The organism is Chryseobacterium edaphi, from assembly GCF_025628985.1.
Taxonomy (GTDB): Bacteria; Bacteroidota; Bacteroidia; order Flavobacteriales; family Weeksellaceae; genus Chryseobacterium; species Chryseobacterium edaphi.
In genome coordinates this window covers 1-16,791 of the sequence record NZ_JAOTEM010000007.1, presented here as the reverse complement: position 1 = coordinate 16,791, position 16,791 = coordinate 1, and the positions used below count along the sequence as shown (strand labels likewise).

Genomic DNA, 16,791 nt, shown 5'->3' with positions numbered 1-16,791 from the left:
TTTAAATATTTAAAAACTTTAAACAAACAATATAATCATGAAAACAACAACTGTAAAAATCGCATTAAGCATCGCAATGTTGCTGAGCTTCTTTTTTATTGGTACAGCAACAATGAAAGCTCAGAACCAAACTCATTACTATTATTCTTACACACTTTTGGAAGGGAATAAAGTAGGCTTTACGCAGGTTGTTTCAAGCACTGTAGACAAATATACAAAACTGACGGATTGCGAACTGTCGCTGAGAAGATATATGATGGATTACATTCCGGAACGTACAAACTACAGAGCAGAAGGAGGTTACTCTTCTTACATGAGCAACGGCGGAGATTCTTATGAAGCAGCTGCAGACAGCAGAAGCTCGGAAATGTCAAGGCTTAAAAGATTAGGATATGAAATTGTATATTTCAATACCATTAATTACAAATATTCCGAATAATTTTTTTTCCTGAATTAATTGGGAACTTTCAACCGTTTCCAATTAATTTTTGATCTAAGAATCACAGCTATGAAATCAATCGTATTACCAATTCTTTTTCTATTCTGTTCAAGACTGCCGGGTCAAGAAAAATCGGGTCTTCTCATCGGTATTTATGAAAAAGCAAAACGCGGGATCTGTAGCGACTACGGTTATGAAACTCAGGAAGTACAAGATTATGCAGATTTTGTGATCAAAAAAACCGAATTTCAAAAAAAGCATATCAACACTTCCAGAATCGCATTTGTAGAAAACAAAGAGAGCGTATTGATCTATCGGTATGAGAAAAAAATATCCGGCTGGAACTGTAGTTCTGATGTCGTAAGTTTCAAAACAGGCAAATCGATGGAAGAATGCCAGAAACAGCTCAGTGATCAGCTGGCAAAAAATCCGGGTGATTTTACGACAGACCCAAAAACGCTGTATTCATGGTCGGGTAAAGCAGAAGACAGATCTGTGTATACCAAAGATTTTGGCGGTATTAAAGCAAGTATGTTGTCTGCAGATACCAAGACAAAATCGATTATTTTAGCGAAGTTTAAAAATACCACCATCAATCAGACTGCTTACATTCAGGTAATAACAGATCAGAATGTAGAATTTCAGGAAATTGTAGAGCCTGGAATTACTTTAACAAAAAAATATGATGCCAAAACGATGGAAGTTAGCATCCTTTATCAGAAAAGCAATCTGCCCAAAAAACCATTCAATCCGGTGGGGTTTGTAAAATCTAAGCTCCGTGAAAAATTCACCAACGGAAAAAACAAAATAGAAAGCAAATCGATGACTGCGGTGGGAATCAGAGGTTAAAAAAATATATGGACGGAAAAATCTACAGCTGGAGTGTAAAAAGAGGCAATGTCATCATCGATCAGTATGAGCATCATATTGTGATCGAGCTACATGAAGAAAACAATACATCATGTTTTCTTACCTATTCTGATGCCGATGAAATTGCCGGAATACTCACTGAAGTTTCGCGAAAAATATGGGAAGATCCCAGCTTTATAAAAAAGCCATATACCGAAAAGCTTTACAAAAGAGATGAGGATGATTTTTTTTGGGAATCGGGCGATGCTCAGCTTCATTTAAAATACAATGACACCGAAAATGCGGTAGAGATCATGATCTTCGGACGTCGAAAAATATATTTAGAAGTTAATCATGTAGTAGAGATCGTTCAGATTTTAGATCATTTAAATAGTAAAAATTAAACTAATAGTTTTTTTAAAAGTAAATACAAAAGATTAATTTTCTTTGCGGACACGGAAAATGTGAATCTTTATAATGTGGAACGCCTCCTTTCAAAATTACAATGTTTGAAAGTCCCACAAATAATGGAAATTAAAATATTAGAGCGCAAGTGGGACCACGCAAAAGCACTTACGTAATGTAGGTGCTTTTTCATGTTAAAATATTATTGAGTAGAATTATCTTATCTTCCAAAGTAGTACAAAAAGCAAAATCCCCAGTTTACAATAAAACTATGGGGATTTTTTAATGAATATAATGATGATTTGGTGTCAATTATTTGAAAAGCGTTTCTATGAGCAACTTTCTGCTAATTAAAAGTTTGGTTGAAATTATTTTGGGAGACAATAGAAACCAGTGATGATGATATTTTTTGTCGCTGTGCGTAGGTGAATCCGAAAAGCTTGATTTTCACCGCGTATTTTTTATTTCTTTTAGATCTTACTTTCAATACCAGAGACCCTGAAACCATATGGTGATTGACATTGTAATCACGAATATAATTTTGAGGAAATTCTACCGCCGGAGAAATGAATCTTCTGAATGAGAAAGGATGTATCTTTCGTATAGTGACGCATCCGCCTGAAAATTCATAAGTTACAATTCTGATTTTGGTCAGTATCACAAGCAATAATACAATTGCCGCAAAAAGTACACTGTCAAAGATTGTTTGATCAATTAGTAAAACACAGACCAGCATAACGGCGGTCATTAGTAACAGGCTGTAAGCCGTGATTTTCGCGATGGTGCAATTGGAGACTTTCATTTTTCCTTGAATAATATTTAAGTTTAGTATAGGTTTAGGTTAATGTTAAGAATCTGCTTTAAATATATTCTCATGCTGCTTATACCAAAGATAGTACCGTTAAAGATTTTTTGTACTATTAATTTTAAAAAATAATGCATTATGTTGTAAATATTCGTAAATTTTTACAAATATTAATAGTGTAATCGTATTGATAATTAGTTATATATGTAAATGATGTAGTATGTGTGTTTGTTGTAGATTAATCTGTTTTTAGGAACTTTTTAAAGGTGAAAATGTAAAAATCCATTTACTTTTTTATGTGAAATTTTGCTGTTGATCAATGTTTTCTTACAAATTTTTATAATTTGATTTATTAAATGCCTTTTATAAAATATGATGTTTTTTGTATAAAAAATAAAAAGGGAGTTGATGGAAAAATAAAGTATGATGATTCTGATGTAAATTAAATTACATGATTTTATTTAAAAAAAGGTTGCAAATTTTGCAACCTTTCTTCTGTGTTAATATTTCTCCTGTTTGGATTTATGAATTATTAATTACAATTTTTTCCAAATTAATTCCTGATCGCTAAGTGAAACTTCAATATCATCTCCCTCCTTAAATTCTCCAGACACGATTTTTTTTGCCAAAGGTCTTCTTAATCTTCCTCTGATAACACCTTTTAGTGGTCTTGCTCCGTATTTTATGTCATAACCTTCGGTTGATAAATACTCTTTTGCTTCTTCGGTAATGTTTAAATTGATATTTAAACCTTTTGCAAGATCCAATAATTCTTTTTTTAAGTGAATTTCAAAGATTTTCAATGCATTATTTTTACTGATTGGTGCAAAAGGAATCGTTTCGGTCAATCTTCCTAAAAACTCCGGACGGAAAAAACGACTCATCATTTCCAGTAATTTAGAAGATTGGGGAATTTCACCGTTCCCGAATGATTCAACAATAAATTCTGATCCGATATTTGAAGTAAATAAAATGATAGCATTTGAAAAATCTCCTTCTTTTCCTAGTCTGTCATGAAGTTTCCCTTCATCCATGATTTGTAAAAAGACATCGAATACGGAGGTATGCGCCTTTTCAATTTCATCAAAAAGTACAATCGAATAGGGTTTTTGTCTAATTTTATTGACTAAAAGTCCACCTTCTTCGTAACCGACATATCCGGGAGGAGCTCCATAAAGTAACGCTGCCGAATGTTCTTCTTTAAATTCAGACATGTCAAAACGGATAATAGCATTTTCATCCTGAAATAAAAACTCTGCCAAAGATTTTGCCAATTCCGTTTTCCCAGTTCCGGTTGGTCCCAGGAAAAAGAAAGAACCGATCGGTTGTCCTGCTTTGCTCAATCCTGAACGGGTTTCCAATACAGCTTCCGAGACAATGGTAATTGCATGATCCTGTCCGACAACTCTTTTGGCGAGAACTCCCTCCATCTCGTTGAGTCTCTGTTTTTCTTCTTCTTTCAGTTTTCCGATAGGAATGTTAGTTTTTTGTGAAATGATCAATGCAAGATCAAAATCGGTAATGTTTGTTCTTTTTTCCTGAGCAATTTTTTCGGTTTTCACAATAAGATTTCGGGAATAGGCTAAAAGAGGGTCTGTACTTTCAAATTCAGGAAGTTCGTTTTCATGTTCATTTGTTTCGGCAGTACTGATGAGGTATTTTGTTTTTTCTACTAAATCCTTTAGCAACCAGTCTGCATGCATTTTTCTTTCATCTTCAAGATAATTATTGGTATTGTCTTCAAGATGAATAATTCTTGTAAGAAGATGATTTCTTTCCTTTAAAAAAGATTCTCCGGCAGTTTTTAATACCGACATTGTATGATCAATAAGATCAATCGCAGAAGCAGGAAGACTTTTCTCTTTCATATATCTTTGAGAAAGTCTTATCGCTTCTCTCATCGTTTGGTCATCAATACTGATTTTATGGTGAATCTGATAATCTTCAAGAGTTTGTTTCAGCATTCTGAAATGGATTTCGTCAGTGCTCTCTTCCAGTTTCAGGAGTTCAAACATTCCTGCAAGACCTTGTTCTTTTTCGATTTTTTTGGTATATTCTTCAATCGTTGAGGTTGCGATCAAGGTAAGACCATTAGAAAGTTCACTTTTTAAAAGATTAATAATTCCTGAATCTGAACCATGGTTTCCAAACAGCGAATGAAATTCTTCAATAATTAAAACGGCTTTTGGAATAGCCTTCATTTCCTGTGCAATATTTTTGATGCGATCCTCGATTTCTCCCTTATACGAAGCTCCTGCAATAAGTGCTCCCATGTCGAGTTCGAAAATTTCCAGTCCGCCTAATATATCCGGAATTTGTTTTAATAAAACTTTCTGTACAAAGCCTTCAATCAACGCAGTTTTCCCGACTCCGTGATCGCCAATGATCAAAACATTCTGTTTGCTGTATCGGCACAGGATTTCTGTGATTTTATTGATTTCAGTATCTCTTCCAACCAATAATTCTTTTCTGTTTTTTTTCTTGACTTTGTCTTTTGTATTAATACAGTATTTTTGAATAAATCCCTTACTTGCTTTTTGTGTAGGTTCGGCTGTCCCTGTCATATGGTCTTCTCCAAATAAATTTACGTCTTTTAATAATTCGTTTCTTGTTACAGGAAACGTTTTCATCTGATCAAAACTGAATGCAACTCCCGGAGAACTGATTGCTGCCATGATTGCAAAAAGTGAAATTTCCTGTTCTTCTAAAATTTCTCTTATCTGATCTGCTTCTGCAAATATTTCATCGATTACTTCATCGGGTTCACAAGAGTATTTGTTGGGAGATTTTGGAAGTTCTTCGATTCTTACCTCTGCCCATTCTTCGAGATAAAAAACATCTACACATAGATTTTCTAAATGTTTCAATAAAGACAGATCACGGTTGAGCATCGCTTTTAATAAATGAGCTCCGGTATATTGAGCGTTAAGATTTTCTCTCCCTATTTTTTGGGCAATATTCAGGGCTTTGGTGACTTCCTGGCTGTAAGTAATTTCTTCTTGATTCATCGTATTGGTTTTTGTGTTTTTATTCTTTGATCCAAATCATCATTTTTTTGACTTTATACTGAATATTTAAATTTTGAATGCAGTTTTTTTGATCCTTATTGATTCTTAATGCTGTGATTTTTATTTTTTTTCCGGCAATTAATTGACAAAACTGATCAAACGGAACTAATTTTTTATCATTGACAACCACCGGGATATCATATTTTCCGCACACATAATCTTTAAAATCATCTTTTGTTTTCAGTTGCGCAGTAACCTGATTTAGAAGCAATTGCATTTGTTCGTTTGAGATTTCCGGAGCTTTCTTTTCTGCAACGAGAGAATCTTTCTTCAGTTTAGATTTAGGAGACACCGGAATATATTGAAGCATATCTACCAAAGGATCTTTCTGAGCAGCTCCGACTGGTAAAGAGAAGGCAACGTGAGGCTTTTCAAATTCGTAAGATTTGATGTCTAAATTTTGCTTTGCTCTGATTGTTTTTGGTGCAACATAAATTGTTTTTACAGCTGTATGTTCTACATCACCGTTTACGATCAATGTTATTTTTTTTTCACCGACTGACTTGAATTTATAAGAAGGGTTTCTTTCTAACGCATCCGTTCTGGTGGTTTCTCCGAAGCTCCATTCCCAGGATTCTCCACCTTCTTTAGCGGCATCAAAGTTTATCGTTTCTCCTACAGCAACTACATTCGGACTTATAATTGTAGGCAAATATCCTTTTTGCTGACTGATGCTTGAGATTGTTATTAGCTTTTCGTGAGTACAGTTTCCGTTAATTTTCAGTTTTACAATATAATCTCCCGGTTTTTTATATTTATGCAGAGTTCTTTGCCTTATATCAACAGCTGTACTGTCTCCAAAATCCCACTCCCAGGATTTGGCTCCGTCGGTATTGTCGTAAAACTCTACAACCCGATTGGTCATAAATTCATCAGAATGAACAATGAACTTTGCGTTTTCACAATCTACATGTCGGGTGTACTGATAAGAAAGTACAATTAGACTGATCATTAAAAGGATTCCCAAACTTGCGTATACTTTGGGATCAACATTCGAAAATAAATTAATCTTAGTTTTCTTCATTGCGTTTTTTGTGTCGGGTACAAATATATTTATCATTTTAATCACAGGCAAGTGTTTTTTTTATAGAAAATTGTTTTTTGTATTGATTTTTTAAATACATTTGTAAAAACACACAAAGACATTGATGATTAATATTAAATACTTCTACAGATGGGGAACAGCATTTTGGTTGATACTTTTCTTAATATCCTGCAGTTCTCAGAAATATATTCAGGAGATTCCTTACAACTTTTCATCGGATGATTTCAGCAATTCTTCATATGGATTAAAAAATAATTTAGATTCTCAATACTCGAATCTGGATGATAATCTTGAAAAATTGAGTGATGAGGAATTAAGAATTAAAGAAAAATATTCTATCATCATGGAAGTGATGCCGAAAGAAGTCAATAACTATAAACTCTACACTTATATTGATCATTGGATTGGAACTCCATATAAAAAACAGTCCTTAGACGAAAAAATAGGTGTCGACTGTTCGTATTTTGTACAGTCTTTATACAGCGATGTGTATGGAGAAACTTTTCAGAAAACTCCGGATGGTATTTTCCGGTCAAAAGCTGTTCAGTTATTTACCGGAAGAACATTTTTGAAAGAAGGGGATCTTTTATTTTTCAGATATAATAAAGAGCATCCTATATCAGATGTCGGAATTTATCTGCATAATGACAGAATATTGGCTTGTACGGAAAAAGGTCTTAATATTTATAACTTCAACGACGAGTATTTTCAGTTGAGGTATGTAGCTGCAGGAAGATTAAAACCTAAAAACTAATCATGGAAAAGATACAAAATCTTGCAAAGCAGATAACGTGGCTAAAACACGATATAAAAGCTGAAGTGATTGTCAATAATCTTCTGAAAAATAATGATATTGATGAGTCGCAGTATGTAATCTTTAAGAATGGTCAGTTTTCGAGAGCTTTTCGTTATGATGTTTTAGATTCTGACGTGATCGATTATGATTTGGACACCAATCAAATGTTGAAAATTGTGCTTTCCAGAGACGGCTTTTATGATATGCTTCCACAAAATCTTATTCATGCAGCCAGAAACGATTCTCCGGAAAAGGATGTCGATGGGATGATCCGGGAATATCAGATTCAAAAAAAGCAGCAAAAGGAGTCAAGATTATTTTTTCAGCCTTTTGAGAACGAAATTTTCAGCTATGGAGTTCAGATTGAAGGATTTGAGCAGGATTTTTTATCAGATTTAAATGGTCTTTTAGTTCCGGATATGTTTTATGACTTTTGGGGCATCAGTAGAGATCTTCCCTCATTATTGGTTTCAAAATTTATCAGGATTTTGCCATTTGCTTATAAAATTGTCGGCAATATTAATTTAGCCTGTGAAATACTCTCATCTCTATTAGAGGAAAAAGTTACCACGAGCACCAGAACTTATCAAAAATACTTAGATGATGATCAAAGTATTCTGTTGGGCGAATCCAGGTTGGGATTGGAACTCATTACAGGTAATAGTTATGATGATTATTCAAGTCATTTTAACCTGCAGATCGGACCTTTGAAAAAGTTAAATTTTTCAGAATACATTCATGATGGGGCAATGAAGAAGTTCGTAGATCTTTTTTATGAATATTTTTTTCCAATCGAGGTGGAAATAGAAACAACGATTTTACTTCCTGAAGAAAAAGAAAATTTTGAATTCTCTTCACAACAAAATTCAGTATTAGGATATAACACACGTATATGATGCAATTGAAAAAATATTTTATTCATTTATTAGAGCCTAAAATTCTGGCTGCACTTCTTATTTTGCTGGCATTCAGCATCATTCTGACGATGGTCTTTTCACAGAGAGTTCCTGAGTTTAAACAAAAATACAGAGGAAGATTTTACACTTACCTGTTTTCCATTGTGTTTATTTATTCGATCATTGCATTTTTGGGATATAATAAATTGTTTTTAGATAACAATTTGTACGAATTCATTTTCTATCAATTCTGTTCACTAGTAATCGGAATCATTCATTGCTCGATGTACAGAACTTATTTTAAGAAATTCGGAACAAAAAAAGTAGGGAATGAATATTTGTTTGCTTTGGTTACCATAATGTATTCAGCGATTCCTTTTGTTCTGATTTTTACATTTTTAAATGGAGTTGATTTTACTTTTTTGATGTTGGGACATTACCTTGTTTTCTTTATTCCGACTTTTCTGAATGATACATTTAACAAAGCTATGGCAATCCCACCAAGGATATATAAAACATGGCAGTTTCCTGAGAACTATAAAGAACTTGCAGGAGTGAGCGATGAAGAAATGAGGGATCTTGTGGTTTTTACTTTTCTGATGGATAAAGATCGACATGCCAAAAAATATAGCGTTTACCGTGCAAAAGGACCAACCAGAGTAGATTTTGGAAGACTGTTTTACAATTTTGTAGTAGATTATAATGAAAGACATACTGAAGATCAGATAGAAATCGAAGGACCAAACGGACTATACAGCTGGGTTTTCTTTTTACAGCCAAAATGGTATGAATCAACCAAATATATTGATCCCGATCTCACACTTTACATGAACGGAATTGAAGAAAACAGCGTGATTTTCTGTATGAGAACCAATGATTTGGCACTTCCGGAAGGGAGATCGGAAAGTGAAGTTCCTGATTTTGAATATAATAAAGAAAAAGACAACGAAAGAGTTTTAAGCGAATAAAAAGACACCATGATAGAGAAACTAAATCATTTTCCCGTAAACTGGATCGACGGGATGAAAATAAATAAAAACCACTTTGCTGATGTTCAGAATTTCGTGAGCGATTCGATAAGGGATGCTGTAGGTATTCATACTTCTATGATCAATTATGGATTATTGCCTGTGAATGATTCCATAAAATTGAGCCTCATCATCGATAATCATAAATTATTAAGGATAAAAGTAGAAGAATGTCACGCAATTACTCCGAGCGGAGCAAGAATAGACATTGGTACTGGAACTTCCGAAGCAATAAATCTCTCAATTCCATATCCTGAAGCGGCATTCGAGATAAAAAATGACGAAAGTGTAGTTTTAATGGCTTGTCTTTCTGTCAATCATTTCAAAAGAACGCCTTATGGAGAACCAGATCCTGAAGAAAATCCGCCAAGATATCCTTACACACAACCTGAATATTCATTAAATCTTGTTCCCGAAAACGAGCTGAAAAATACATTAGGCTTTGGAACAAGTTACTTAACAATTGGTAAAATTTTGGTCAATGCAGGAGAATCAAAGATTGATGAGAACTACATTCCACCATGTGTGAGTGTTTCAAGTTATAAAAAATTGCAGGATTTATATGTTGAAATTGATCGTTTCTATGGTCAGATTGAGTTGTATTCTGTCCAGATCGAACAAAAAATTCATGTAAAAAAACAGAATAATTCTTTAGCACTGATGATGGGATTGATGTCAGATAAAACTCTGAATTATCTCGGTCATGAAATCAACAGATTCAGATGGCTTTCTCCTCAAACTTCACCGGCAAATATGCTTTTATCTGTGGTTGCATTAGCAAGAGTTCTGAAAAATTTTATTGATGCAAGATCGGGAGCAGGTAAAGAAGAGTTGCTTAATTATTTTGCTGAATGGTGTAATGTAAGTCAGGGACATTTTGAAACTATTTTCTCAGATGTCATCAATTCAGATTATAATCATAATCATATGGATGTGACGATTGCCAAAGTGAAAACTTTTATGAAGACTTTAGAAGATTTATATTCAGTGCTTAACAGGCTTGATTACATTGGTAAAAAACGTGACGGAAGCATTTTCGTTTCTGAAAATACTGATGACAGAGATTCTGTAATTCATGCGAAACGAAGCAGAACTTTTTTAGCAGATTAAATATTAATTAAAAACACAAATATCATTCATTTATATGGAAGTCCTTAATAAAAAAGAACGTTCGAGAGCCTTTTCATTTTTCATTTTATTCTTTGTAATCACGGTAATCGTTTTACTTATTGCAGTCTTTTTCAACGCATATTTTCCTTTTAAAGAAAACAGTTTATTGAAAACAGAAAACGCCAGAATGAAAAAAGAAATGGAAAAGCAGGATGAGTTTTCGTTTCAATTGGAAAAAGTAAAAGCTGCTGTAGATTCAATAGGTGTTCCCGGACAAAATGATTTCTTTAACGAAAAATTATCTCTGTCAATCCTTGCAGACATGTACAAACAGCTTCCTAAAGACACTTTGAAGAATAAAGTAATGTATAATAATACCATTCTTACTTTTAAAGATCTTATTGATTCTAAAAAACAGATCAAACAATTATCAGGAAATCAGGCAACAATGGATAGTTTGAGCACGATCAATAAAACATTGAAAACGGAGTATGATAAAATGAGAACAGATCTTGATGTTTGCCGTCAATTGTATCAGGCTCAATAATTTATAAGAATGAGAACAGGCTATATATTCTTTATTTTAATTTTTCTTTTCGGAATAAGCTCGACAAAAGCTCAGGATCAAAATGTTTCCGACAGTTTATCATTTGCAAGTTTCGATTGTGGAATTGTGCAGACCAAACAAAAGCTCAGCAAAAAAGCATTTGCAAGTACAACGCCTCTGCATTTAAGGGTAAATAATAGCAATTATGTATATGCGACCCTCCAGTTAGGTAAAAGAAAAAATAAAATATTCATGTACATACAGATTTTAGACAAAAATGTATGCGTGAAGAAAGATAAGATTTTAGATGTTTTTTTTAAAACAGGTGAAGTGGTAACCTATAAAAACGGATTTGCACTCAATTGTGATGGTTTTTTTGCCAAGCAACTTAGTAAAAAAGAGTTTCAAAAACTCAGGCTAAACGATATTGATATGATCAAATTATATACTTATGAGAAAAATTACGAACTATATGTAAGCGAAGTGCAGAATATTGATATTGATAATCAATTGGATTGCCTGTCTGCTTATAAAATTAAAAAAACAGAAGAAGTAAAAATCAAAAAAAAGAAAAATGAGCCCGCTTCCGGAACTTAATCTTAATCTAGGAATTAATAATGGTAAATCTTTTTCTTCAGATAAGGAAGAGATTATTGTAACGCGTACTGACTCTGCGTTGCATAAACATACTATATCTATTATAATTTCTGATCAGGAAGTAGGAAAAGTTTTTCTGAAGATCAACAATCGCCAAGTGGAAGTTCCAACATATAAGTTGATAGTTACTGATGATAAAACCAATGAAACAGAAGCTTATCAGGTTACTCGTGACACATTGAACTTTGTAAAAACGACTACGAAGAAAAGTTTTCTGTCATTTTTAGGAATTAAAAAATTTGATAAAACTTCTTTTTTATATGAAAATATAGCTTACGAGCCGCTTAGTGAAACTATTGAAAAATTTGACATTTCTCGTTACCGGAGTTTGTCGCAGGAAAAGTTGACCTATCGGTTGTCAGGAGATAAACAGAATATATTGATTTACGCAGGAGATATTAATGATTTTACAAAACCCAATGATATTTCACAGTACTTTATTATTGTTGATGATCATGACGGGAAAAGTTTTGTAGGAGATATTTTATATCGAGAAAAATTTTTAAAGCTGACTCCAAAAGTAGAGATGCAAATCATCAGAAGAAGTAAAGTTTCTAAAAACTTCGAATATGATGACAAAGGAAACATTAGGAGAACAATTTATTTTTAAAAGAAATGAGAGGAATTTATTATAAAATACCGATAGATTTTGGAATGATCGTCAATAAAAAAGATGCCGAGAAAATATCTATTGACAATTCTATAAGTCAACAGATTTTTCTCATCTCGACAACTGCTTTGGGAGAATGCAAGTTCGATGAAACGTTCGGAACAGAGATTTGGGAGATGGATTTTGATCTGCTGAAAAGTGACAATACATTGAAAGAATTTATTGCAGGTTCAATGAAAAAATCTATTGTATTGCATGAAAAAAGACTTCTTCTGGAAGATGTAGAAGTTTCTGTGAGAGATCATAATCTCGGAAGTAGTGGGAAAAGCAGAATGAAAAAACGCGTAGTTATTTCGGTAAAAGGGCAGGTTTTGGAAACCAACAGACCTTTTCTTTTTCAAAACTCTTTTTTTGTAGGACCGCTTTCATATTAGTATAAACACCAGATTAACAAATGAATCAGGAAAGAATAAAAGACAGAATATTACGACGGGCAGCCAGACTTTGGGGATACAATGAGCTGGAAGCTGAAACGTCCTTCGATCCTGTAGTGAGCTTACTTTTGTCGGCAACTGCGTCGGAGTTGGAGAAGTTGGGATTCGAACTTGAAAGTTCAAGATCACGTATTATTGAGAGAATTCTTGAAATTATGTTTCCGGAAGAAGTTTCCGGTGTGATTCCTTCAAGGTCTTTGCTTCAGGTTTTTCCTTTAGAAAATCAGTCAAAAATTTCATTAAAAAATCATTTTAAGACGAGCAAAAGAATTCATAATGTTTTCAATCCTGCTGAAAGTGGAAGTAAAGATATTTTCTTTTGTCCGACAATTGAAGCTAAATTGACCACAGCAAAAGTAGAATATATCGTTTACGGAAATACTCTGAATCATGTTGAAAGCTTTTTTTTCACAGATACACTGTCAAAAGGTGAACAGCATATTCCGTCCGGAGAAATGTGGATAGGAATACGTTGTCCCAACAAAATTGATCTTGAAAATCTGATGCTGTATATTGATATCAATAACAATTATCAGAAAGAGTTGTTTTTTTATTATTTGAAACAGGCAAAAATTTATTTCGGAGAGAAAGAACTTTCTTTAAATGAAGGATATAATGTAGATCAAGGACATATAAATCTTGACAATATTATTACAAAAAATTATTCGGATCTGGAACATATCTATACAGATGTGAATGAATATTATTTTTCTAATTTTTTCACCATACAAGAAAAAATCTTGCATAGCGAGAAACCTCAAGAGGATGAGCTTTTTGAGAAATATTTTAAAGGAAACAGACTTGCAGAAGAAGATAATATTATTTGGCTGAAATTTAAATTTTCGGAAGCAGTAGTTAATGAAGTCTTGGAAAATGTGAGTGTAACATTAAATTGTATTCCGGTTGTAAATGTATATAATGTAACGTCTTATCACAGAGTTACCGGAAGATTAAACATTATTCCGATACAGTCAGATGATTTTTTTTTAGATCTTGATTATGTTGCAGATGATAGCGGAAGAAGGTTTGACCTAAAAAATTATACTGCCGAAAGCAACGGAACTTCAGCAGTTTTAAGAAAAGGAGGCGTTTCCAGATTCGACCAACGTGGCGCTTCGGAATTACTACAATATCTTTTGGAATTAATAAAAGACGAAACTGCTGCTTTTTCGGGAATCGGTGGAGATAGTGCGAAAGAAACCTTACGACAGATCAATCAGAATGTTGCAGCATTGCATCAATTGGCAAAAGAGAAAAGCTTTGCACAGGCAAATAATCCTTACTTAGTCATTACTTCAGATTCTCAAAACTCTGAGATTGCTTGTAATATTTCTTACTGGCTTACCCATGCGGAAGAAGGAAATGATATCAAACCTGCCACAACTCTTATTGTTGAAGGTTCTGATGTCGTGATTTTGGACAAAACTGCAGTGATGATAAAACCTTCATCTGGAGGAAGAAAAAGTCTTTCTCCACAAGACAAAATTTTAGAATACAGAAATTCATTACTGACGAGAGGAAGAATTGTAACTGTAGCTGATATAAGGATTTTCGGTTTAAATCATTTTAAAAATACCATTAAAAATATTGAAGTTTCTAAAGGAACAAAGAAAGAAGTTTCGTTAAAGGGAGGTTTCAGTCGAACGATAGACATTTTTCTGATTCGTAATCCCGAAATAAAAGAAACAATAAAAGAGTCTGAGTGGGAATATTTGTGCGAGAGTTTTTTGCTTAAGCTCAAAAAATCATCAGCCAATATTTATCCTTACAGGATTTTTGAAAAATAGAATATCACTTAAAATAGTTTATGATATTGACAACTAAACACAATTATTAACCCCTTTAAAAAAAACATTATGTTATCAAACAAAGGAATTGGTGGAAATGAAGTTCCACTTGATGCGAGTGAGGCGATTTTTGAAATCCCTCAAAACAGAACGCTTTTAGCACAAAAACTAACAGCAGACGATCCTGTAAAACCTGAACTGGTGGAAGGATTGAATACCATTGAAAGAGTTTTCGAACATTTCAAACCAGAGATCAAAGTAGATTTTGAAGACGCAGAAGGTTCTGTGAAAATGGAAAATCTTAAATTCAAAAACCTTGGCGATTTTGGCACAAAAGGAATTACAGGTCAAAGCGGATTTTTGAGCGGTCTTGAAACAGAGAAAGATCAGTACCAGAAAATCATCAAGCAACTGAAAACAAACAAAATTCTGAAAGCTGCTATTGAAGATCCTGATGCAAAAAAAGGATTACTCGATACTTTGCAATCATTAATCAAAGAATTGGAGAGCAATACCATTAATAATAACTAAAACAAAACACAAATTATGGCAAAACAAGAAGAATCTTTGCAAACTGCAGCTCCGGTATTGGAGCAGAAAAAAGGCACAGTATCCTTAGACAGCAGTCTTAATAAATTAGCTCGTTACGGCGGTTTTGATCTTTTAGAAACTTCAATTGAAGGGGTTCAGAATATTAATCCCGACAGAAAGGCGAGAAGAAAAATTTTCCTTACAGAATTAGGAAAAGAAAAAGAAAGAGAGACTTTGAAGAAAACATTGGAACTTTGGGCAAATGTGATCAGCAAAAGTGAATCTCTGACTGATATGGTGGCAAACTGTGAAGATCAGAGAAAATCTTCTGAAGATTTACTTTCTAAAAACCTTTCGAAAGCTGTGGATATTACCAGAGAATTGGAAGCAAACTACAGAACTGCAGCTTTGTTTTATAAAAATACAGAGTCTGAGAAAGTAAAGAATATTACCGTAGTCAATGCCAATCTTGAGCAGTTGAAAGATCTTGATAATACAAGATTTATCGATACAATTCATGCAGAATTATCAGATAATTATGACAGATTGGATCTTAAAAGCAACTATGGAATTCTTGTAATTCCGGGATATTTGGGATCAAATAAAGTAGTTGAAAAATGGGCAAAATTGGCTCATGAGAACAAAGTAATGTTGGTGACAGATTTTGAACATCTTGACGAACCGGATGATGTTATGGAAATGTTTGACCAGGCTTATTTGACGGGTGGTGATGTTTACAGAGCCAATGTTTTGATGACTTGTAACTGGTTGGTAGGAAGAGGAAGATTTGAAGACATCAATGAGACAGAAGATCTTTATATACCACCTTCCGCAGCTTTGGCAGGAAAAATTTATAAAACATTGATGTCTCAGGTAACTGCAGGTAAAAAATTCGGTGGAATCAATGAAGTTGACGGAGTTAAATTCGATTTAAAGAAAAGCGAAATCGCAAATCTTGAAAATCTTGGATTGATTCCTATGGTCAATGAGTATGGAAAAGTAATGGCTTTTTCTGGAAAAACTTTATTCAATGGTGATAATTTAGGTCTTCAAACTTATTCTGTAGTTAGAGTTTTTGATTATGTAACTAAAGTTTTGATGGATTTCTTAAACAGAAGAGCATTTGAAAACTTCACAGCTGTTACAAGAAAAGAAATTATGAACCAGATTGTTCGTTTCCTTGATGGTATTACAGGTCCGGGTAAACTGATTGAAAATTTTGAAATCAGAAAATTTGAGCAGGATCCTATTCAGAAAGACAGAATCCATTTGGATATTCATATGAAACCTTATTTCCCTGCAAAAAACTTCCTTATCAAAATGGATGGTCACAAAGGGGATGACGGTAACGAATGGGAAACAGAATACGAGCAAAAATAGATTTTTAGAATCTATATGTACATACAGGAATTTTCTATTCCTGTATTTTTATGTTAAATTATTTCATTTAACATAATATAATAATTAAAAAAAATATAAAAAAATTGTTTTTATATTAAAAATAATTTATACATTTGATGAAGATATATTCCCTTGTTGGTGATTGTAAAAAGTATATTGCATATTCGGAGGATATATTTCCATTTTTGGTATTATTAGATATTTAACCTTAAAATATATTATTATGTCATTTAAAGCAAAGTTCAAATCTTCGGGTATTGAGCGCAACATTTTGGCTGTAGATTTCGGAATGCTACAGGAAACCGACCCAACAGGAAGACCAT

Annotated in this window: 17 protein-coding genes; 14 read left to right on the top strand and 3 right to left on the bottom strand. The window is 33.3% G+C overall.

The features are described 5' to 3' along the window. Positions 1–37 precede the first annotated feature (37 nt). From NZ698_RS18545 to NZ698_RS18535, 3 genes are all read left to right on the top strand, one after another. Complete coding sequence (locus NZ698_RS18545; RefSeq protein WP_263004740.1) at positions 38–439, top strand: hypothetical protein; 402 nt, start codon at positions 38–40, stop codon at positions 437–439. 69 nt (positions 440–508) lie between these two features. Then, complete coding sequence (locus tag NZ698_RS18540; protein ID WP_263004739.1) at positions 509–1,288, top strand: hypothetical protein; 780 nt, start codon at positions 509–511, stop codon at positions 1,286–1,288. An 8-nt stretch (positions 1,289–1,296) separates the two neighbouring features. Continuing rightward, a complete protein-coding gene (locus NZ698_RS18535; protein WP_263004738.1) occupies positions 1,297–1,692 on the top strand; it encodes a hypothetical protein in 396 nt (131 codons plus the stop codon). A gap of 347 nt (positions 1,693–2,039) precedes the next feature. Here the strand turns inward: NZ698_RS18535 and NZ698_RS18530 are convergent, their stop codons facing one another. The 3 genes from NZ698_RS18530 to NZ698_RS18520 all read right to left on the bottom strand — a co-directional run bounded on the left by NZ698_RS18530 (position 2,040) and on the right by NZ698_RS18520 (position 6,626). Further along, positions 2,040–2,495: a hypothetical protein gene (locus tag NZ698_RS18530; RefSeq protein ID WP_263004737.1), complete on the bottom strand. Its 456-nt coding sequence runs from the start codon at positions 2,493–2,495 to the stop codon at positions 2,040–2,042. 539 nt (positions 2,496–3,034) lie between these two features. Beyond that, the gene (locus NZ698_RS18525; protein WP_263004736.1) at positions 3,035–5,506 is read right to left on the bottom strand and encodes an AAA family ATPase; all 2,472 of its coding nucleotides are present in this window, start codon (positions 5,504–5,506) and stop codon (positions 3,035–3,037) included. Between the two features lie 19 nt (positions 5,507–5,525). Then, entirely contained in the window at positions 5,526–6,626 is a 1,101-nt protein-coding gene (locus tag NZ698_RS18520; RefSeq protein WP_263004735.1) for a PKD domain-containing protein, read from the bottom strand. Between the two features lie 88 nt (positions 6,627–6,714). On the opposite strand from NZ698_RS18520, the gene NZ698_RS18515 reads away from it, so the two are divergent. The 11 genes from NZ698_RS18515 (at position 6,715) to NZ698_RS18465 (ending at position 16,447) form a co-directional block, all read left to right on the top strand. After that, entirely contained in the window at positions 6,715–7,365 is a 651-nt protein-coding gene (locus tag NZ698_RS18515) for a C40 family peptidase (RefSeq protein ID WP_263004734.1), read from the top strand. Between the two features lie 2 nt (positions 7,366–7,367). After that, a complete protein-coding gene (locus tag NZ698_RS18510) occupies positions 7,368–8,303 on the top strand; it encodes a type VI secretion system baseplate subunit TssG (protein WP_263004733.1) in 936 nt (311 codons plus the stop codon). Further along, on the top strand, positions 8,300–9,271 hold the full coding sequence (locus NZ698_RS18505) for a TssN family type VI secretion system protein (RefSeq protein WP_263004732.1): 972 nt from the start codon (positions 8,300–8,302) through the stop codon (positions 9,269–9,271). The genes NZ698_RS18510 and NZ698_RS18505 overlap by 4 nt, the downstream gene beginning before the upstream one ends. Positions 9,272–9,280: 9 nt before the next feature. Further along, a complete protein-coding gene (locus NZ698_RS18500) occupies positions 9,281–10,441 on the top strand; it encodes a hypothetical protein (RefSeq protein WP_263004731.1) in 1,161 nt (386 codons plus the stop codon). 34 nt (positions 10,442–10,475) lie between these two features. Beyond that, positions 10,476–10,988 (top strand): type VI secretion system TssO, encoded by a 513-nt coding sequence (gene tssO / locus NZ698_RS18495; RefSeq protein ID WP_263004730.1) that lies wholly within the window; start codon positions 10,476–10,478, stop codon positions 10,986–10,988. A 9-nt stretch (positions 10,989–10,997) separates the two neighbouring features. Further along, complete coding sequence (locus tag NZ698_RS18490) at positions 10,998–11,585, top strand: hypothetical protein (RefSeq protein WP_263004729.1); 588 nt, start codon at positions 10,998–11,000, stop codon at positions 11,583–11,585. Next, positions 11,563–12,255, top strand: a complete 693-nt coding sequence (locus NZ698_RS18485) for a hypothetical protein (RefSeq protein WP_263004728.1) — start codon at positions 11,563–11,565, stop codon at positions 12,253–12,255. Before NZ698_RS18490 ends, NZ698_RS18485 begins: the two co-directional genes overlap by 23 nt. A gap of 5 nt (positions 12,256–12,260) precedes the next feature. After that, the gene (locus NZ698_RS18480) at positions 12,261–12,689 is read left to right on the top strand and encodes a GPW/gp25 family protein (RefSeq protein ID WP_263004727.1); all 429 of its coding nucleotides are present in this window, start codon (positions 12,261–12,263) and stop codon (positions 12,687–12,689) included. Between the two features lie 20 nt (positions 12,690–12,709). Further along, positions 12,710–14,536, top strand: coding sequence for a type VI secretion system baseplate subunit TssF (locus NZ698_RS18475; protein WP_263004726.1), 1,827 nt, complete (start codon positions 12,710–12,712; stop codon positions 14,534–14,536). 69 nt (positions 14,537–14,605) lie between these two features. Further along, on the top strand, positions 14,606–15,067 hold the full coding sequence (locus NZ698_RS18470; protein ID WP_263004725.1) for a hypothetical protein: 462 nt from the start codon (positions 14,606–14,608) through the stop codon (positions 15,065–15,067). A gap of 15 nt (positions 15,068–15,082) precedes the next feature. Continuing rightward, the gene (locus tag NZ698_RS18465; RefSeq protein WP_263004724.1) at positions 15,083–16,447 is read left to right on the top strand and encodes a DUF5458 family protein; all 1,365 of its coding nucleotides are present in this window, start codon (positions 15,083–15,085) and stop codon (positions 16,445–16,447) included. Positions 16,448–16,791 lie beyond the last annotated feature (344 nt).